This window comes from Flavobacterium sp. (genome assembly GCF_029945805.1).
In the GTDB taxonomy this organism is placed as follows: Bacteria; Bacteroidota; Bacteroidia; order Flavobacteriales; family Flavobacteriaceae; genus Flavobacterium.
On sequence record NZ_JAQSDH010000045.1, the window covers coordinates 36,953 to 57,733 of the forward strand.

At 35.4% G+C, this 20,781-nt stretch carries 16 protein-coding genes and 1 riboswitch; of the genes, 3 read left to right on the top strand and 13 right to left on the bottom strand.

Annotated features, from left to right (window positions below; all coding sequences use genetic code 11):
• Positions 1–26: 26 nt before the first annotated feature.
• The 5 genes from dtd to PSU83_RS12615 form a co-directional block, all read right to left on the bottom strand.
• On the bottom strand, positions 27–479 hold the full coding sequence (gene dtd, locus PSU83_RS12595) for a D-aminoacyl-tRNA deacylase (RefSeq protein ID WP_300589871.1): 453 nt from the start codon (positions 477–479) through the stop codon (positions 27–29).
• Between the two features lie 71 nt (positions 480–550).
• Complete coding sequence (rsgA, locus tag PSU83_RS12600; protein WP_300589872.1) at positions 551–1,528, bottom strand: ribosome small subunit-dependent GTPase A; 978 nt, start codon at positions 1,526–1,528, stop codon at positions 551–553.
• 115 nt (positions 1,529–1,643) lie between these two features.
• A complete protein-coding gene (locus tag PSU83_RS12605) occupies positions 1,644–2,144 on the bottom strand; it encodes a hypothetical protein (RefSeq protein WP_300589873.1) in 501 nt (166 codons plus the stop codon).
• Positions 2,145–2,272: 128 nt separating this feature from the next.
• A complete protein-coding gene (locus PSU83_RS12610) occupies positions 2,273–3,355 on the bottom strand; it encodes a bifunctional 3-deoxy-7-phosphoheptulonate synthase/chorismate mutase type II (protein WP_300589875.1) in 1,083 nt (360 codons plus the stop codon).
• Between the two features lie 195 nt (positions 3,356–3,550).
• Complete coding sequence (locus PSU83_RS12615) at positions 3,551–4,474, bottom strand: M20/M25/M40 family metallo-hydrolase (RefSeq protein WP_300589876.1); 924 nt, start codon at positions 4,472–4,474, stop codon at positions 3,551–3,553.
• Positions 4,475–4,593: 119 nt separating this feature from the next.
• Here PSU83_RS12615 and gldA point away from each other — a divergent pair, with 119 nt between their 5' ends.
• Entirely contained in the window at positions 4,594–5,496 is a 903-nt protein-coding gene (gene gldA / locus PSU83_RS12620; RefSeq protein WP_300589877.1) for a gliding motility-associated ABC transporter ATP-binding subunit GldA, read from the top strand.
• A gap of 95 nt (positions 5,497–5,591) precedes the next feature.
• On the opposite strand, the gene PSU83_RS12625 is transcribed toward gldA, so the two are convergent.
• From PSU83_RS12625 to PSU83_RS12645, 5 genes are all read right to left on the bottom strand, one after another.
• Positions 5,592–6,341: a head GIN domain-containing protein gene (locus PSU83_RS12625; RefSeq protein WP_300589879.1), complete on the bottom strand. Its 750-nt coding sequence runs from the start codon at positions 6,339–6,341 to the stop codon at positions 5,592–5,594.
• An 8-nt stretch (positions 6,342–6,349) separates the two neighbouring features.
• Positions 6,350–7,441 carry an acyloxyacyl hydrolase gene (locus PSU83_RS12630; RefSeq protein WP_300589880.1) on the bottom strand — a complete coding sequence of 364 codons (1,092 nt, stop codon included), beginning with the start codon at positions 7,439–7,441 and terminating at the stop codon, positions 6,350–6,352.
• Between the two features lie 240 nt (positions 7,442–7,681).
• Entirely contained in the window at positions 7,682–8,638 is a 957-nt protein-coding gene (gene metF / locus PSU83_RS12635; protein WP_300589881.1) for a methylenetetrahydrofolate reductase [NAD(P)H], read from the bottom strand.
• An 81-nt stretch (positions 8,639–8,719) separates the two neighbouring features.
• Positions 8,720–11,803, bottom strand: a complete 3,084-nt coding sequence (locus PSU83_RS12640; RefSeq protein WP_300589882.1) for a vitamin B12 dependent-methionine synthase activation domain-containing protein — start codon at positions 11,801–11,803, stop codon at positions 8,720–8,722.
• Between the two features lie 75 nt (positions 11,804–11,878).
• Positions 11,879–12,874 (bottom strand): homocysteine S-methyltransferase family protein, encoded by a 996-nt coding sequence (locus tag PSU83_RS12645; protein WP_300589883.1) that lies wholly within the window; start codon positions 12,872–12,874, stop codon positions 11,879–11,881.
• A gap of 200 nt (positions 12,875–13,074) precedes the next feature.
• Positions 13,075–13,181, bottom strand: a riboswitch (SAM riboswitch).
• Positions 13,182–13,467: 286 nt separating this feature from the next.
• On the opposite strand from PSU83_RS12645, the gene metK reads away from it, so the two are divergent.
• On the top strand, positions 13,468–14,718 hold the full coding sequence (gene metK / locus PSU83_RS12650) for a methionine adenosyltransferase (protein WP_300589884.1): 1,251 nt from the start codon (positions 13,468–13,470) through the stop codon (positions 14,716–14,718).
• A gap of 53 nt (positions 14,719–14,771) precedes the next feature.
• On the opposite strand, the gene PSU83_RS12655 is transcribed toward metK, so the two are convergent.
• The 3 genes from PSU83_RS12655 to PSU83_RS12665 are packed head-to-tail and all read right to left on the bottom strand — an operon-like array spanning position 14,772 to position 19,276.
• Positions 14,772–17,501, bottom strand: coding sequence for a carboxypeptidase-like regulatory domain-containing protein (locus tag PSU83_RS12655; RefSeq protein ID WP_300589885.1), 2,730 nt, complete (start codon positions 17,499–17,501; stop codon positions 14,772–14,774).
• Between the two features lie 27 nt (positions 17,502–17,528).
• On the bottom strand, positions 17,529–18,365 hold the full coding sequence (locus PSU83_RS12660) for a GLPGLI family protein (protein WP_300589886.1): 837 nt from the start codon (positions 18,363–18,365) through the stop codon (positions 17,529–17,531).
• Positions 18,366–18,382: 17 nt separating this feature from the next.
• Positions 18,383–19,276, bottom strand: coding sequence for a GLPGLI family protein (locus tag PSU83_RS12665; protein ID WP_300589887.1), 894 nt, complete (start codon positions 19,274–19,276; stop codon positions 18,383–18,385).
• A gap of 167 nt (positions 19,277–19,443) precedes the next feature.
• Between PSU83_RS12665 and PSU83_RS12670 the strand changes: the two genes are divergently transcribed.
• Complete coding sequence (locus PSU83_RS12670; protein WP_300589888.1) at positions 19,444–20,748, top strand: DUF389 domain-containing protein; 1,305 nt, start codon at positions 19,444–19,446, stop codon at positions 20,746–20,748.
• Positions 20,749–20,781: the final 33 nt, after the last annotated feature.

Here is a 20,781-nt window from a genome sequence, read left to right on the forward strand (position 1 = left end):
AAAAAATTAACTTACAATTAACGATCTTACTCTTTGTTTTTTGTGTCGATAATAATAGTCACCGGACCATCATTTACCAAGGCAACTTTCATGTCGGCACCAAACTGACCGGTTTGTACTTTTTTGCCTAATTCACTTTCCATTTTTTGGATAAAAGACTCGTATAACGGAATGGCGATTTCTGGTTTTGCGGCTTTTATGTACGAAGGACGATTGCCTTTTTTAGTTGATGCATGTAACGTAAACTGACTTACGATTATCATTTCGCCGTCAACATCCTTTAGCGATAAATTCATAACGTGATTTTCATCATTAAAAATACGAAGATTAGCGATTTTTGAAACCATCCAATCTAAATCTTCATTGGTATCAGCAGCTTCAAATCCGACCAAAACTAATAATCCTTTTTGGATGTTAGCAACAATTTGATTATTAATGGTAACTGAAGCGGAAAATACTCTTTGAATTACGGCTTTCATATTCAGGTTTATTTTATGGCACTTCGACTGCGCTCTGTGTGACAGTTAAACTAAAGACTATTTACTGAACACTATTTTCTCGTTTCATCACTCGCAATTCGGTCCTCATTAAACGTGTCTTGACGGTAATGTTCGTCGTCGCCTTGTAGAATTTTGAGATAACTATTGTAACGCGACCAAGCGATTTTATTTTCTTCTAATGCTTTCTTGACAGCACAATTGGGTTCGTCTTTGTGCAAGCAATTATTGAATTTGCATTGGTCTTTCAATTTGAAAAACTCTGGAAAATAGCCGCTAATTTCTGCGGGTTCTAAATCAACAATTCCGAAACCTTTTATTCCAGGCGTATCAATAATTCGGGCATCAAATGACAAATCATACATCTCAGCAAAAGTCGTGGTATGCTGTCCTTGCTTGCTTTGTTCCGAAATATTTTTGGTTTTTAAATTTAAAGTGGGTTCCAATGCATTGACTAAAGTCGATTTTCCCACGCCAGAATGTCCCGAAAACATACTCACTTTTCCAATCATCATTTGCTTCAACTCCTCCAATCCCACATTTCCAATAGCCGAAACTTTCAACGACTTATAACCAATTTGAGAATAAATATATTGCAAATACAATTGTTCTTCTACCATTGCTTCATCGAAAGTATCAATCTTATTGAAAACAAGAACCGCTTCAATTCCGTACGCTTCTGCAGTAACCAAAAATCGGTCAATAAAACTTGTAGTCGTTGGCGGATTATTTATGGTAATCAGTAAAAAAACAATATCAATATTCGAAGCAATAATATGCGTTTGTTTCGATAAATTAACCGATTTTCTGACGATGTAATTCTTTCTTTCGTGAATGTTGTGAATCGTTCCAGTAACAGCATCTGAGTTTTCATCCAAATCAAAATCTACTACATCACCAACAGCAATTGGGTTTGTACTTTTGATGCCTTGCATTCGGAATTTCCCTTTAATGCGGCATTCAAAAAACTGGTCGTCTTCCGTTTTTACGGTATACCAACTTCCTGTAGATTTATAAACTAGTCCTGTCATTTTTTTAATTTAGATTCTGCAAAGGTAAAAAAATTGAAACTGGTATTTAATTTAAAATTGCCACAAAAAAAAGTTGCCATTTCTGACAACTTTTTTTAAGTAAGAACTAAAAGATTTAGTATTTGTATGCAACTCCAGTTTTAATAGCTTGCGAACCACCTAGTGAATTAGAACTTGCTCCAACAGTTGTTTTATCCGCTATTTGTAAAACAAATGGGCAGCCCATTTTAGCAGCATCCATTTTTAATTTTTTAGCTGCTTTTTTATCTCCTGTATTTCCAGTTTGAAAATTAATCAAGCCTGTTTTTCCGCGTACTTCACCAACTTTTTTCAAGCCAGCGATATATCCTTTATCTTCAAGGATTACAACTTTTTCCCAGTCATCTTCACCATTGATAACAATTTTTTCAGTTACATCTTCCTGTCTTTTTGTTTTTCCGTAAACGATTTTCTCTACCGCATACTTTCCGATAGTGTTTTCTGCATCTTCACCATCATACTTAAAAACGATAGTGTACTCGTCAAGACGAATGACCTTTCCGTCAACAATTTCGCCACTGTGTTTGTAGATTTTGTCAGTTTGTGCGTTTGCAACATTCAAGCCAAGTGCAAACACAACGATTAAAATGATTTTTTTTATTTTTTTTTAAATTTAAATTAGTACTAGATTATTTTTATTGTTGCGCAATAATACAAAAAAAACCCATGACAAAATCATAGGTTTCAATTTTAATCTATAAGAAATCAACTATTAATAACTTTCTCCTGATGGGCTATACTTTCTTGGTGTATCGCCTTAAAAATTCTAAGAATAAATTCTTCGCTTAGCCCTCTTTCATCGCCATCCAAAATCATTTTACCTAAAATTTCATTCCAGCGTTTATTTTGCAAAACAGCTACATTTTTTTCTTTTTTCAGCGCTCCAATTTGTTCGGCAACTTTCATTCTGTTCCCTAAAATTTCCAACAATTTACTATCCGCTATATCAATGTTCGCTCTTAGTTTTATCATGCCTGTGTTGTAGTCACCATCTTCTGTAGATATTTTTTTTACTTTTAAATCTTCAAAAATCTGTTTTAAAACAGTTGGTGTAACCTGTTGTGCGGCATCACTCCAAGCGTTATCAGGATCGGTGTGCGTTTCAATAATTAATCCGTCATAATTCAAATCCAATGCTTGTTGCGATACTTCCTGAATCATATCTCTTCTCCCTGTAATGTGAGAAGGATCGCAAATTAATGGTAAATCAGGGAAACGACTTTGCAATTCGATCGCAATTTGCCATTCCGGAATGTTTCTGTATTTTGTTTTTTCGTAAGTCGAAAATCCTCTGTGGATTACACCTAGTTTTTTAATTCCGGCATTGAACAAACGCTCTACACCGCCAATCCACAAAGATAAATCTGGATTTACCGGATTTTTAACCAAAACAATTTTATCAGTTCCAGCCAAAGCATCTGCAATTTCCTGAACCGCAAACGGATTCACCGTTGTTCTAGCTCCAATCCAAAGAACATCGATATCGTATTCTAACGCTAATTTTACGTGAGCAGCATTTGCGACTTCCGTAGCCATCAACAAGCCAGTTTCTGCTTTTGCTTTTTGCAGCCATTTTAAACCAATTGCTCCAACACCTTCAAATCCGCCCGGACGCGTTCTTGGTTTCCATATTCCAGCACGGAAAATACTAACATCTGAATTCTTTAATTCGTGTGCGATTTTTAAAACTTGCTCTTCCGTCTCAGCGCTGCATGGTCCGGCAATTACTAGTGGATGACTTAATTTGAAATCGTCTAACCATTTTCTGTTTTCTTGTGTAATATTCATAGGGCTTTTTCTCCTGCAAAATTAGTGTCTTTTACCGAAAATCTGTGGACTATCTCTTGTATTTTTTCTTAAATAACGCAAAGCTAAAATCGGATATCCTTTAAACTTTGTGTTTACTATTTGATTGCAAACAAATGACTTCATTCTTTTCGGTCACATGCCTTGGGACGCTATCGATTGCGTAAAAAGTGCTTTCTATCGCTTTTCCACTCGTCTCGGCGTGTCTTCGCCTTTAATGATACTTTCAGAACTGATGGCAATCGCTTTAATTATTTCGGTCATATTATCTAAATCTAAAGTCGAAACTTCATCGCTTAGCTGATGGTAATTGGCTTCTGAATCCATTTTTGATGTTGAAATAGTATGGGCCGGAACACCGTAAGCGGCCAAAGTAGCGTTGTCAGAACGGTAAAAAAGATTTTCCTGAGGATAAGGATCTTCGTAAAAGTTGAAATTAGTTCCTTTCAAATTTTTTTGTAAAAGTGTGCCAAAATCAGATTTTTCAAAACCTGTTACATAAGCCGAATTTTTGCCCCATTTACTTTCGGTTCCAATCATTTCTATGTTAAACATGGCAACAACCTCATCTGGATTTATATTCTTAGAAAAAAACTTCGAACCATATCCACCTATTTCTTCAGCAGTAAAAGCAACAAAAATAATAGTGCGTTCGTTACTATCCAAAACCTTGAAATAGTTTGCCAAAGCAATTACAGCAGTAACACCAGAAGCATCATCATTCGCCCCATTATACACCTTATCCTTGCCTTCTTGCTCAGTTCCTAAATGGTCGTAATGCGCAGAAAAAACAACATATTCATTCGGTTTTGATTTTCCTAAAAGTATTCCGATGACATTATTGGCACTTTGATTTCTTGAAGTGAATTCTTGTCTGTAGTTTTTCAATTCTTTATAATAGTCCAGACCAACTTTGGTAAATTCTCTTTCGATGAATGCTGAAGCGGAATCAATACCGGCCGTAAAAACTTTTCTGCCCTGCATTTCATCAGAAGCTAGTGTTGTTTCAATTCGGATAATTTCTGAGTTATGAATAGCAGCCTTTTTCTGCGCATTGATTACAGATCCCGACAATAGCAATAGGAAGACAATTTTTTTCATCGTTCTAGATTGGTTTAGTTGTAAAAGTAAGAATCAAAAATTAAAATAAAGTTACAGGAAATCTAAAAATTACGGACACACCATTTTTTCTGTTTACATTTGCTTTAAATAGTTCCATTATGTCAATAGAAGTTCAGAATGTTTCAAAAAGTTACGGTACCCAAAAAGCCTTAGACAACATTTCCTTTTCGGTTAAAAAAGGAGAAATTGTTGGTTTTCTTGGTCCAAATGGCGCCGGAAAATCTACTTTAATGAAAATATTGACCACTTTTATTAATGCCGATGAAGGTACTGCAAAAGTAAACGGAAGTGATGTAACTGAAAATCAAAAAGCCGTGCAACTTTCAGTGGGCTATCTTCCCGAACACAATCCGTTATATCTTGATTTATATGTGAGAGAATATCTGGCTTTTAATGCCGATGTATATAAGGTCTCGAAATCCCGAATTGAAGAGGTAATCCAACTAACGGGTTTAGCATCCGAAAGCCATAAGAAAATCGGGCAATTATCAAAAGGATTCCGTCAGCGTGTTGGATTAGCAACAGCCTTACTTCACAATCCCGATGTTTTGATTTTGGACGAACCCACAACAGGTTTAGATCCGAATCAATTGGTAGAAATAAGAAATGTGATTAAGAATGTGGGTAAAGACAAAACCGTTTTCCTTTCTACACACATCATGCAGGAAGTGGAAGCGATTTGCGACCGCGTAATCATCATTGACCACGGAAAAATTGTTACCGATAAAAAACTAGATAAATTGGTTTCTGAAGAAACGGAGCAAATCATCGAAGTAGAATTCGACAAAAAAATCGATGAATCATTATTAGCAAACTTCCCAAATATTAAAACGTTCAGTAACACAACAGACAATCTTTGGACATTAACCTTCTCTACCGAAGAAGACATGCGTCCAAAAGTATTTGACTTTGCTCATGATAACGGATTGAAAACACTTCAAATCAGTTCGAAAAGCAAGAATTTAGAAGAGATATTTAGGGAAAAAACGAAGAAGAAATAGAGTTCAGAAGGCAGAAATTAGAAATTAGAAATTAGAAGTTAGAAATTAGAAACTCACTTTAACTGATTACTAAAAACTGAACACTGAATACTTTTTTACGGGTAAACAACACTACCATTATACAACTGCTGAACCTCAACTAGTGGCGGCACATTTTTCAAAACAAGATTTCCAGTGCTGTTTAAAACTCCGGTAATACTCTGAATCGGAAACACCATCATATCGTTTGATCCACGATGGTAAACGGTTATATTTTGTGCAATTAAGTTTTCGGCTTCTATTCGGCCATCGCCAAAATAAAAATTAAAGCTTGCCGTATTAGTCTGACCTGAAAGAAAAAATCGGGAAACATTGTTATTGTTTATCGTAATGGAATTGGTATCCAAATTCATTAAAAAATCGCCCGTTCCTGCACCACTTTCGCCATCCGCATCTTTATCAAAAGCTGTAATTACCAAATTTGGAAAACTCAAAACACCATTCGAACTAATATTTCGATCTGTTTTTGAATAAATCTCTTCTAATGTTGGCGTTGTAATTAAAATTTTAGTCTGTCCCGATTCACGCACCCAATTACAACTCGTTTCATCTTTAAAAATGAGTTGATCTCCAATTTGTTTTACCTGAACATTATCTATGAAATTCGAACCGGCTTGAATCTGAACCTGATAATTAGCGCCTTGAGTAATGACAACTTCAATTCCTTTAAAGACTTTTATGCGCTTAAATGCCGTCACAGGAACATCTTTAGTAACCGTAACACCGAGGCTTTCTATACAATCACTTGGCTTTTCACACGAGGCAAAAACCAAAAATAGCACTATCACTATAAAACTCTTTTTCATAACACTTTTTATAATCGGTAACCTACACCAAACTCTAAAGCTTCGGCCAAAAACAAATGCGTTTTAATCGCAAAAGAAGCAAAAATCCTGTTTGAAATATAATAGTTCATTCCAACTCTATCATATATCACAGTATCTTTTTTAAACGGTTGATACACATAATAACCCAACTGCGCGTTGAGCGAAATTCTATTGATAAATAATTCATATCCGCCAAAAATGCCGACACGTTTGTAATCTATATTGGGATCGGAATTAAATTCAGGATAAGCAACTGAGTAATATTTAATATAATCTTTAAACGAATTGGTCAGAAATAAATCGGCTCCTAATTGCAAACCCGATTTTCGGTTCAACCTCTTATCCGCATAAAATCCCAAGTGGTAAAAAGGTTTCTGTCCACTTCGAATAATTGGACTCTCATTGACACCCGTTCTAAAAACAAAATTGTAATGAATAGGCTGACGATAATTTTTGAAATCGGTTTTAGTTGTATCATTCTTGATACTTCGTTCCTCAGCAAAGTTATAATTCAAACCAGCGCTCAACATATACGTATTGATGCCGCTGTTCGGTGATTTCACGCGTCCGTTAGAAAAATGAGTAAACATCACTCCCGCATTGATTCCGATATGCTTGAACAAATTTTGATTCGTATAACTCAATCCAATATTCGTATTATCTAAAACACGCGTACCAAAAGCCTTATTCTTGCTGTTCTCAACCTTATTATACGGATTTGTAGTCACCGCAAGACCTTCTGCCAAACGCAGTTGCAAATGACGGTTCAGAAAATAAAAATTGTACAACACGCCTACAGCATATACTTCGCCAAGTTGTGGACTTTTAAAATCTTGGTACATAAAATAACCACCGTAATCAGGAAAATCATATACTTTTTGCCACTCTTCACTACCGTGCGTTTTATTCAAAAAACTAACCGTTACCCCTTCCGGATGCCCATTAATTAAATGGTAAATATCTTCACTATGAGGCAATACATTTCCTCTCAAAAATGACAGCTCAACAGCATAAGTATCTTTCTGCTGCGCAAATACACAGCCAGATATCAATAAAAAAATACAGAAAAAATTCTTCATCCTAAAACTTAAAAGCGCACAAATATAATGGAATATCTTTAGGAGCGAACGGCTCGGGCATTTTAGTTCTCTTTATTCCTGCTTTCCGCTACCCTATCTTTGTCAAAGTTTTAGACTTTAACAAAGATGATTTTCACTCCAATCAGGGCTAGTCTGGATTTATCTTTTGTGAAATTTAGGTACTTAAATCAACGCTAAACCCAATCAAAACCCCTTGTCACTCAGAGTGCAGTCAAAGGACTAAAAAACCTCTTTTGCAATCGCCTTAATATTCTCCGCTTTTCCCATTGAATAGTAATGTAGCACAGGAATTCCAGCCGCAACCAACTCCTTACTTTGTTGCGTACACCATTCGATTCCGATTTGTTTCACATGGTCATTATCTTGTGCCTTCACTACAGCCATAATCAAATCATCAGGTAATTCTAAAGAAAACCGGTGCGGAATCAAATTCAGTTGTTTCTTCGTAGCAATAGGTTTCAACCCCGGAATAATCGGAACCGTAATTCCAGCTTTCCGACATTTATCCACAAAATCAAAGAACTTCTTATTGTCAAAAAACATTTGTGTGATTATATATTCTGCACCATTTCTGATTTTTTCTTTCAAAAAATGAATATCGCTATCCAAACTCGGAGCTTCCATGTGTTTCTCGGGATAACCCGAAACTCCGATACAAAAATTCGTTTTCGTTGAATTTTGCAAATCTTCATCCAAATAAATTCCGTTATTCAAGTTCGAAATTTGAGTAACCAGTTCACTGGCAAATTGATTTCCTTCCTTTTCGGCTTTGAAATAAGTTTCGCTTTTCACAGCATCCCCCCGAAGCGCAACCACATTGTCAATTCCTAAAAAATCCAAATCAATTAGTAAATTCTCAGTATCTTCCTTCGTAAAGCCGCCACATAAAATATGCGGAATAGCATCAACCGAATATTTATTCTGAATTCCAGCACAAATACCAACCGTTCCTGGTCGTTTTTTTACAATTTTCTTTTGCAATAATCCGCTAGGCAATTCTTTGTATTCATACTCTTCACGATGATAGGTGACGTCAATAAATGGTGGATTGAATTCCATCAACGGATCAATGCTATCAAAAATCGACTGGATGTTTTGGCCTTTCAAAGGCGGTAAAATCTCAAACGAAAACAAAGGTTTTCCGTTGGCGTTTTGGATATGTTGGGTTACTTTCATTTTTTTTAAGTTTCAGGTTTGAAGTTTAAGGTTTCAGGTTCTTAACGTTGAACTTGAAACCTTAAACTTGAAACATTTTTTTTAATCTGCTATATTCGGCGAAAGCCATTTTGTTGCCATTTCAGTAGAAATTCCTCTACGTTTGGCATAATCTACTACTTGATCTTCTTTAATTTTTCCGAGACCAAAATACTTGCTTTCTGGATTTCCAAAATAATATCCCGAAACGGATGATGCGGGCCACATTGCCATGCTTTCGGTTAGTGTTACTCCTATTTCTTGTTCAACGTTTAATAATTTCCAAATCGTTGGTTTCTCTAAATGGTCTGGACATGCCGGATAACCTGGCGCAGGTCTAATTCCTTTATATTCTTCAGCAATTAAGTCACTATTTGATAAATGTTCGTCAGCTGCATAACCCCAAATTTCTTTACGAACTTTTAGGTGTAAATATTCAGCAAACGCTTCGGCTAAACGGTCGCCCAATGCTTTTACTAAAATGGAATTGTAATCGTCTAATGCTTCTTCAAATTTCGCTGCTTTTTCATCCACACCAAAACCTGTGGTAACGCAAAAACATCCGATGTAATCTTGTATTCCGCTGTCTTTTGGTGCGATAAAATCCGCCAAGGCAATGTTTGGTGCACCTGCTGTTTTTTGGGATTGTTGTCTTAAAGTCAGGAATTTAGTTATTGAAGGCACTTCGACTGCGCTCAGTGTGCCAATTTCAATATCGTCGTCGTTTACTGTATTCGCTGGAAATATTCCGACAATTCCTTTAGCGATTAACCATTTTTCATGAACTATTTGGCTCATCATTTCTTGAGCATCGGCAAATAAACTCGTCGCTTGTTCGCCTACAACGGCATCTGTTAAAATCGCCGGATATTTTCCGTACAATTCCCATGAACTGAAAAAAGGTGTCCAATCAATAAAATCAACTAACTCTGAAAGTTCAACTTCAATCGTTTTTGTTCCGATGAAATTTGGTTTTATTGGCGTGAAAGTATCCCAATCCAACTTATTTTTATTTTTACGTGCTTGTTCAATCGACAAATAATTTTTATCGCGACTTCTGTTCAAATAACCTTCCCGTAATTTGTCATATTCCTCCCGAATGGCTTTTACATAACTTCCTTTAGTTTCTGCTTGCAGCAAATTACTCGCAACAGTTACCGCACGTGAAGCATCGTTTACGTGAACTACGGTTTGTTTGTATTCGGGTGCAATTTTCACAGCGGTATGCGCTCGCGAAGTGGTTGCACCACCAATCATAATGGGAATTTTGATGTTTAGTTTGTCCATTTCTTTGGCGAGATATACCATTTCGTCAAGCGATGGCGTAATCAATCCGCTTAAACCAATAATATCCACATTATGTTCAATAGCTGCCGCAATAATTTTTTCTGGCGGAACCATAACACCCAAATCAATGATTTCGAAATTATTACAACCCAAAACTACGGCTACAATATTTTTTCCAATATCATGCACATCGCCTTTTACGGTTGCCATTAAGACTTTTCCTGCCCCCCCCGCCCCCGAAGGGGGAGCTACCAAGTTGGCGGATATTTTAGTTATAACCTTTTCAAGCTCAAATAAAACTTCGTTATTTTTGAACCTTATAACTCTATATCCTTCGCTCAGAAGCCATTTAGTTCTTTCAGCATCACTTACTATATTTTCTGGCAATTGATGAATAGACCCATCAACCTCAATAATTAAATTTTGTTTTAAACATATAAAATCGGCTATATAATTTCCTACTATGTGTTGTCTTCTAAACTTATACCCATCAATTCCTTTGTTGCTCAAAACATTCCATAATATTTGTTCGGCATCCGTTGGTTTGTTTCTCATATCAAAAGCAAATTTCTTCAACAACCCATAATTGTATGGATTTGCAGTCTGCCAATGTTGTGAGGTTTTAACTCCCCCTTCGGGGTTTGGGGGGCTTATAAATGGCAACAAATAAGCCACTGCTTTTTTCATTACTCGAGCCGATTTTACGACTTGAGGCAAAAACATTTTTCCGCTTCCAAATAAATCGCCAACCACATTCATTCCAGCCATCAGATTGACTTCGATAACTTCGATTGCTTTTTCAGAATTTAAACGTGCTTCTTCAACATCAATTTCGATAAATTCGTCAATTCCTTTTACTAAGGAATGGGTTAATCGTTCTTGAATTGTGCCGCTTCGCCATTCTTGAATTGCTTTTTCATTGACTTTAAAATCGCCTTTGAAGGTTTCAGCTAAATCCAACAATCTTTCCGTGGCATCTTCTCTTCTATTCAGCAAAACATCTTCGACGTGTTCCAGTAAATTTTTATCTATTTCATCATAAATTTCGAGCATTTCCGGATTTACAATTCCCATCGTCATTCCGTTTTGAATCGCATGATATAAAAATGCCGAATGCATGGCTTCGCGTACTTTGTCATTGCCTCGAAACGAGAACGAAACGTTACTTACGCCTCCAGAAATATTAGCAAATGGAAGATTTTCACGAATCCATTTTGTAGCTCTGAAAAAATCTAATGCGTTTAGTTTGTGTTCGTCCATTCCGGTTGCCACTGGAAAAATATTGGGATCAAAAATGATGTCTTGTGCTGGGAATTTCACAACATTCACCAGAATATCATAACTTCTTTTGCAAATTTCTATACGTCTTTCATAAGTATCAGCTTGACCATTTTCATCAAAAGCCATAACAATTACGGCAGCGCCATATCGCTTTACCAATTTGGCATGATGAATGAAGGTTGCTTCTCCTTCTTTTAATGAAATAGAATTGACAACACCTTTTCCTTGAATCACTTTAAGTCCGGCTTCGATAATTTCCCATTTGGAACTGTCAACCATAACTGGAACTCTGGCGATATCGGGTTCAGCTGCGATTAAATTAAGGAATTTAGTCATCGCATAAACGCCGTCCAACATTCCTTCGTCCATATTGATGTCGATGATTTGGGCGCCGCCTTCCACCTGTTCTCTAGCAACCGAAAGCGCTTCATTGTATTTTTCTTCTTTTATTAAACGCAGAAATTTACGGGAACCCGTTACATTGGTTCGTTCGCCAACATTCACGAAAATGGATTCCTCGTTAACGAAAAGTGGCTCTAAACCAGATAACTGTAAATTTATTTTATTTGTTCTTGGCATATTTTCATTGCGAGACACGTAGTACTCTCGGCTTGTTTTTACTTTTATTTTGAACCATTAAGAAATTAAGATTCATTAAGGGTAAATTATTGTTTCTATTTTTCTTGGTTTGAATTGCGCTGCAGCTTCTGCGATTAATTTTATATGTTCTGGAGTTGTTCCGCAACAACCGCCGATGATGTTTATTAAATCATCTTTTAAATATTCTTTGATTAAAGTCTGCATTTCTTCTGGTGTTTGGTCGTATTGTCCGAAGGCGTTGGGTAAACCAGCATTTGGATGCGCTGAAATATTGAGTTGTGTATTATGAGCTAATCGTTTTAAATACGGTTTTAATTGATCGGCACCCAAGGCACAATTGAAACCAATACTTAACAAGTCGATGTGCGCAATAGAAATTAAAAATGCTTCTACGGTTTGGCCTGAAAGTGTTCTTCCTGAAGCATCGGTAATTGTTCCGGAAACCATTACTGGAATATCGATATTGCGTTCTTCTTTTACTTCTTCGATAGCGAAAAGTGCTGCTTTGGCGTTTAAGGTGTCGAAAATAGTTTCCACTAATAAAACATCGCAACCGCCGTCTATTAAGGCTTCTACTTGCTGTTTGTAAGCGATTCGCAAATCGTCAAAAGTTACGGCACGAAATCCAGGGTCATTTACATCGGGAGACATGGATGCGGTTCGGTTGGTTGGTCCGATGGAACCGGCTACAAAACGCGGTTTATCGGTGAATTCGTCGGCAACTTCACGCGCGATTTTGGCAGATTGGTAGTTTAGTTCGTATACCAAATCTTCTAAGTGATAATCGGACATTCCTATTGTGGTTCCTGAGAATGTATTGGTTTCAACAATATCGGCACCCGCCTGAAAATACAAACGGTGGACTTGCTTAACCGCTTCGGGTTGTGTGATAGAAAGTAAGTCGTTATTCCCTTTTAATGGATGTGGAAAATCTTTGAATCGTTCTCCTCGGAAATCTTCTTCTGAGAAGTTGTAGCGTTGCAACATGGTTCCCATAGCTCCGTCGAGGACTAAGATTCGTTGTTGGATTGCTTGTTGAATTTTTGACATAAATATTAATTTCACAGAGATACACAGAGTTTTTTAGCCCTGATGGAAGCGGCATCCTTTTTTGTTTTAGAAAAAGCCCTTCGACTGCGCTCAGGGTGACAAAACAAAAAAGATATAGCGTACAGCAGGATTAGCTTCTGAAAATTCAGAAGGTTCTTAAAAAAATATAGGTTATCGTGGAAAGTGAGAAGAATTTCTCGGGGTTATCTTTGTCTGAATAAATTCGGACTAGAATGTAGCACCTTCTTTTGGTAAAGGGTTGCTAAGCTTTCAACGGGTCTATTCCCTCCAGCTTTCGTGATAACAAGCAATAAATTTATGAACACTGCAAAGTAATGACATAGAAATTTATTTTGCAACAGTTTTTTTAGAATACTAAAAAATAAGTTAGAATAATTTGAAATTCAATTACATTTTATACATTTGCACTCGAGAATAATAAGAGGAAAAATTTGAACTGATTGCAACCTCGTTAAAAAAATGCTAAAGCAGCAACTCTCCTTTAGTACCCTTGCAATCCACTTTTTTTCTTTTTACACTAATTAAAATAACAGATGCTGAACTAAATTCAGCATAAAAATTAAACTATAGTTATGGCATATTTATTTACGTCGGAGTCAGTGAGTGAAGGACATCCAGACAAAGTTGCAGACCAAATTTCTGATGCATTAATTGATAACTTTTTGGCTTTTGACGCTGATTCGAAAGTGGCTTGCGAAACTTTAGTAACTACGGGTCAGGTAATTTTGGCTGGAGAAGTAAAATCAAGTACGTATCTTGATGTACAGCAAATTGCAAGAGAAGTAATCCGAAAGATTGGATATACTAAAAGTGAGTATATGTTTGAAGCGGATTCTTGTGGTGTACTTTCTGCGATTCACGAGCAGTCTGCTGATATTAATCAAGGTGTAGACAGAGCGAGCAAAGAAGAGCAAGGTGCTGGTGACCAAGGAATGATGTTTGGTTATGCAACTAATGAAACGGAGAACTACATGCCTTTGGCTTTAGATTTATCTCATGCTTTGTTGATTGAATTGGCCAACTTAAGAAGAGAAAATAAAGAAATAACCTATTTGCGTCCGGATGCAAAATCTCAAGTTACTTTAGAGTATTCTGATGATAACAAACCGGTTCGAATTGATGCCATTGTAATTTCTACGCAGCATGATGATTTTGCCGCTGAAGCTGAAATGTTAGCTAAAATTAAATCCGATTTAGTTTCAATTTTGATTCCAAGAGTTAAGGCAAAATATCCTCAATACGTTCATTTATTTAACGACAAAATTACGTATCACATCAACCCAACTGGAAAATTTGTTATTGGTGGTCCACACGGAGATACCGGTTTAACAGGGCGAAAAATTATTGTGGATACGTATGGTGGAAAAGGAGCTCATGGTGGTGGCGCTTTCTCTGGAAAAGATCCGAGTAAAGTGGATAGAAGTGCTGCTTATGCGACAAGACATATCGCTAAAAACCTAGTTGCTGCAGGAGTATGTGATGAAATTTTAGTTCAAGTTTCCTATGCTATTGGAGTGGCAAAACCAACTTCGATCAACGTAGTAACTTATGGAACTTCAAAAGTGAACATGACTGATGGCGAAATTAGTAAAGTGGTTGAGAACGTATTTGATATGCGTCCGTACTTTATAGAACAACGTTTGAAATTGAGAAATCCAATTTACAGTGAAACTGCTGCTTATGGTCACATGGGAAGAAAACCAGAAACGGTTACTAAAACTTTTCAATTACCAAACGGCGCTCCAAAAACCGTAACTGTTGAGTTGTTTACTTGGGAAAAATTAGATTATGTAGCTCAAGTAAAAGCGGCTTTCGGATTGTAACATCTGAAACCCTTAATTATAAAAAAACCAGCTCAATGAGCTGGTTTTTAGTTTTATAGATTGTACTTCAAACTAACTATTAAATAGCGAGGTTGAATGGTGTATTGCGAGTCACTGGTAGCAAATTGGGAGAAACTATTGTCTTTTAAAACTTTTGTATTTAGCAAATTGGTTACACTCGCTTTATATTCCCAATGACTGTCTTTTGTTTTTTGGAAAATCAAACTTGCTGACAGAAAATCGTACTCGTTTTCAACTGATTTGTCATTGTTGTAATAATGAAAGTATTCGTATTCACTCACAAACGAAAAACTTTTCAAGAAAAAATAATCCAATTTCACATTTGGCCTGTCGGTAAAAAAAGTGTCGTTTGGATATTGATTTACAGAATAGCCATACCCTACTTCAATATTTGGATAGTCTTTAAAATTAGTTGAAGCGGTTAAGTTATAGTTTTGGGTAAAACTTTCATTGGTGATTAAAACATCCTGAAACGTAAATCGGTCCACTTGAATATTATTAAATTTTGACCAGTTCAAATTAGCGCTCAATGAAGCTTTGTAATATTTAAAAAATGATCTTCCGTATCTTAACAAGCCTGAAATGCTTTCGTCTGCAAACTGAGAATTAAATGGGGATGAAACTTGATTTACATTATTAAACAATGCCCTGTTTTTAATAGCGTCAACAGATCTATCATAACTGGCAAAAGCTGTAATATTCTCAAAATTGAACATGTTGTATTTAAAATAGCGTAATGAATGGGATTGTTGAATGGAGTTTTCCAGTAGTCTGTTTCCTCTGGATAAGCTGTTGTAATTATTCAACACAAAACCTTCGGCCAAATTATTAATATCTGAAAAATTGTTGTTAAATGAAAAATTATAGGTTAACGACTCTGCTTTTTTAATTTGATAAATCGCTAAGAAATCAGGAAGAATTCTATTGAAATTTAATTTATAGTTGCTGCTTAACTGTTCGTTATCCAAAGAATAGTTATGAACACTGAAACCTGGTGTAAATGTAAATTTTCCGGTCAATATCTTATAATGCAGCCCTATAAAAGCATCATTAAATCTGTAAGTGACGTCGTTTTTGTTTTCTGGATTATTTAAATCATTTACAGATTCGTTATCTAATAGCTGAAAAATCTTTGAATTAAAGTTTTGATATGAATTTGTATTTCCGAGTGTTACATTGATATTGCTTTTTGGCGTTAGCACGTAGTAATAATCTAATTTGGCGTCTAGTTTATTAGTTTTTACAAAACGCTCTTGATTGATGTCATTTCTATTTTGACCCGAAATATAACCGGACAAATTAAACGGTTGTGTCTGTAAATTGGCATTGTAAAACGGATCTTCTTCTTGATACAAATGTTGCATTTCAAATGCAAAAATATGCTTAGAAGTAGGCGTATAATAAAAACTTAAATTCTGGTTTATCGTTATTGGATTCTGATTTCTAGTACTTAAAATATTTTCAGTATTTGAATTACTATTTTCATCTATAACTTCTCTCAACAAAGAATTGTTTTCATCTTGATTTGAAAATCTACTCAAAATATCGTAGTCCATTTGAAAATAAGCATTTGGCTTATACAATGAACTTAATTTTACCAAAGCCAAATTGCTGTTTTGATTTGCTATTTGATTCGTGTTTTGGGTCGAAGCAACTTCGGTTGAATTAGGTTTTAAAAAATTAGTATTCGTGATTGTTTCCGTATCAGTTACGGAAGAGGACACAATTGCAAAGCCACTCAAGGTCCATGTTTTTGTTGGATTATAAGAAAAGTTGGTCGCCCCAAATTTGGTGTCAATTTCCTTTGCCCTGTTATTTCGCAATAATGAAATCCCTAAATTATTACTGGAGACATTGAAATTAGAACCCCCTTTGGACATCATATTTCTAAATCCGCCAGTGAATTTAAAATAATCTTGCACCGTTAAGGGCAGTTCACCGATATTATTGAAATTAGAAATTACATTGATACTGTATTTTGGATTGTAATAAAAAAGTTTTGGATTAATGATAAAGCGATCGAACTTATTTTTATCATCCATTCCTCCGCCGGCGGTAACATCACCAAACCAAAAGCTTTTCTTTCCACTTTTAAGTTTGATGTTCATGGCCAAATTATCTTGATTGTTTTCAACGCCTTTTAAAATTGAATTTTCATTATAATTTCGGAGTACTTGAATTTTATCAATAGCATCGGCAGGAATATTTTTTACCCCAAGTTTGGTATCGCCATCAAAAAAATCCTTGCCTTCAACCATCAATTTTGAGACTTTTTTGCCTTCCACTTCTATCTCGCCATCAGCGTTTACTTCAACTCCGGGCAGTTTTTTTAAAACATCTTCCAGTTTTCTTTCGGTGCCATTTTTAAAAGAATCGGCATTGTAAACAATGGTATCACCTTTTATAGAAACAGGCATTTCGCGAACAATTTCAACGCCTTCGAGTTCAATTCCGCCACTTTCTAACGTTATGTTTTCAGTAATGTTTTCCGTTTTTGTAATTACGGTTATTTCCTTATTTTGCATTCCAAGATAACTCAACTTGATAGTGTAAGTAGCATTTGGCTTTAAATTAAGGATGAATTTTCCTTTATCGTTGGTAATCGCATAGGCATCCATCCCTTTCGTGCCTTGGTTGATTGCCATCACGTTTGCCATTTCAAGTGGCGCTTTGTCATTGTCTTGAACGACACCTTCAAAACGGATGTTTTGTGCAAATGAAAAAGATGAAAAAAGCAGCAAAAGGTAAAATGATTTATTCATTTTTGGGCGTATAAAATATTTAGTTAATTATTCTTCTCTTGAAAAAATGATAACACCATCTTCATTTTTCATACTATCACTCTTTTTCTTTTGAATTTCATCAAATTTATTTTGACTTACCTTTTCTCCATTTTTAGGTCTTTTAATTTCCGATTTCGCTTTGGAATTTAATGTAACTTTAGAACATAGGATGATCTGGTTTTCTTCATTTATTTCTAAAATTAATCCTGGCAAACCCCAATAATTATTTGGGCCAAAACTTACTGGAATTTCTGGAGTATACCAAGCGGTAACAACATTATCTTTTGGTTCTTCTTGTTTGAATAATGCTGGCTTTTTTTCTTCTTTTTTCAGATACTCTTGATAATCATCTTTCTGCTTTTGGGTTACTGGAATAATTAATTCCGCTTTGAAACAAGTATAATCACCAATTTTTTTAGATTCCTCCTTTAGATTCCAACTGGGCTGTGTTAAAGGTTCTTCAATTAAGAATTCTTTGCCAAAAATTTCATCCTCAGCAAGTAAAATTTTTTCTTTAGTATTAATGTATTTCTTACCAGCTCCCGACATTTTTATCGAAATACTCATTCCGCCTGTTGCTGCATTAGGTTGTTCTAATACTTCATTTTCTTCATAAACGGCATCGATCTTAGAAAACGTTAACAAAAATGATTTCTGAGAAGATTTATTAAGTGCTTCTTTGATAAGTGCTGACAATTCGAGATCGTCATCAACTTTATCCTCTATTGTTTTATCTTTTTTAAAAATATATTTAGAAAAATATTCCGCTTTTCCTTGAAATTCTTGAGCCGAAGTCGTTAAACCCAAAATAAGTAATGCAATTGAAAAAGTAGTTTTTATCATAGTTGTAAATTTTAAAATTATCTCCCCATTCTGATTTGCATTCCTTCTCTTCCCTGATTCATTTCTCTCATCTCTTCCATCTTCTTCATTACGGTTTCATCGTAGCCTTTTTGGGTGACGATTTTACCATTTGCAGGTGCTTTAATTTCTGCTTTTTCCTTTGCATTCATCACAACTTTTGAACATAAAATTGTAGTTTTTCCGTCGTTTACTTCCAAGATTAGACCTGGTAATCCCCAATAAGTTTCAGGGCCTTGATTTACTGGAATTTCAGGAGTATACCAAGCGGTAATAGTGACTTCTTTTGGAATTTCAACCTCATCCATGAAATTGGTTTTCTTTGTAGTGTCCTCTTTTTTTCCTTCACCTTCTTTACTTTCGTCTTTCTTTTTCAATCGGAAATTTTTAAAATCAGATTGACTGACTGGTTGAACAGCAGTTGCTTTAAAACAAGTATATCCGCCAATCATTCTAGTTTCACTTTCCATTTTCCAGTTTAATTTTGGCAATGAATCTTTAACCAAAAACTCTTTTCCCATAAACTCTTTGTCCACGGTATAGGTTTTGTCTTTTACGTTTTTATAATAGGTTCCGCCACCGCCCATCATATTGGACATCATTTTCATTCTTCCGCCGCCTTGCGTACCTGGAGCTTCAAGTTTTTCTTCTTCTTTATATATAGAGGCTGATTTATCAAAGTTCAGAATGAATGTTTTTTCGAACATTTTCTTCATATTCTCTTGAATCATTTTCTGAATTTCGGGAGTAATTTCTTTATTTCCTTGCATTCGGGAAGTAAAATCGGAGGTGCTGGTTTTGGATTCATAAACTGCCATTCCTTGAAAATCTTTTTGGGCGTTTGAAATACTAAATACTATTAAGAATAATGAAGTAAAATAGACCTTTTTCATTTTTTTTTATTTGAATAGCAAATATGACGAAACTTCATCGTTTATGTTACCAATCTAATGTTAAAAAATGGCATTTAGAGGCAAATGGCATAAATGCTTGTTATAGCAGCATTTGTTTCAAGTGCAATTGAAAACAAAATTGTTATATTTGATACAAATCAAGCGGTATGAATAAATTTTTAGATTTTATCAACCTAAGCAAAGGCGAGGATAATAAAAAAGCGGTTTTAGAAAATGTAAAATCTAATATTTCTTTTCGAGGCGCCAATCTTTGGATTCTTGCTTGTGCAATTGTAGTAGCATCAGTTGGTTTAAATGTAAATTCGACTGCCGTGATTATTGGCGCCATGTTAATTTCACCGCTTATGGGACCAATTGTTGGAGCTGGCTTTGCGTTAGGGATCTACAATTTTGAACTTCTTAAAAAGTCTTTAAAAAATTTATTCATTGCTACTATTGTTGGATTGGCGGTATCTACACTTTATTTTTATTTGAGTCCGTTTAAGGAAACGCAATCGGAATTGCTTTCCCGTACTTCACCCAACATTTATGATATTCTAATTGCTTTTTTTGGTGGATTGGTCGGTGTAATTGCCATAACTCGAAAAGAAAAAGGAAACCCAATTCCCGGAGTAGCCATTGCCACCGCTTTGATGCCGCCACTTTGTACTGCAGGTTATGGATTGTCCATTGGAAATATGCGTTTTTTTGGCGGTGCGATTTATTTGTACACTATAAATTGCGTTTTTATTTGCATCGCGACCTTTCTTATCGTCAAGTTCCTGAAATATCCGCGGTATATGCAATTTGAAAAAGCACGTGAAAAACAAATTACCGTCATGATTTCGATACTGACCTTAATATTGCTTGTACCTAGTATTTATTTTGCCTACACCTTATTTGAAGAAAGAAAATTTGACCAAAAAGTGAATACGTTCATCCAAAATGAATTTACGGATAAAGGATACACGATAATTTATAAAAAAGTCAATTACAAATCAACTCCGAGTGCGATAGAATTGGCATTGCTCACAAAACGCTTTACGCATCCGGAAACGGTAGAAATTAAAAACAGATTAAAGAATTATGGATTACGTAATGTGAATTTTAAAATCAGGCAAGATACAACTAACCTGAAGCAAGATATCTTGAACCAAATTAAAAATGACAAAGTAGGCGTAGATAAGAAGGACGCTATTATTGCTTCCTTAAGAAATGAAATACAAGACAATAACTATGACAATGAATCGTTGCTGAGTGAGGCCAAAATACTTTTCCCAACGGTGAATGATATTTCTATATCTAATCATCCTTTTAATACTAAAGAAGACAAATCAACCATCGTTCCCGTTGTGATTTACACTAGTGAAAAAACTTTAAATAAAGCAGATTCAAAACAGTTAGAGTTGTGGATTAAAACGAGAATTAAAAAAAATACAGTGGAAGTTTTCTGGAAAAAATCTGATAAATAAAGAAGTCTAATCTCTTCAACAATTCTTGAATTA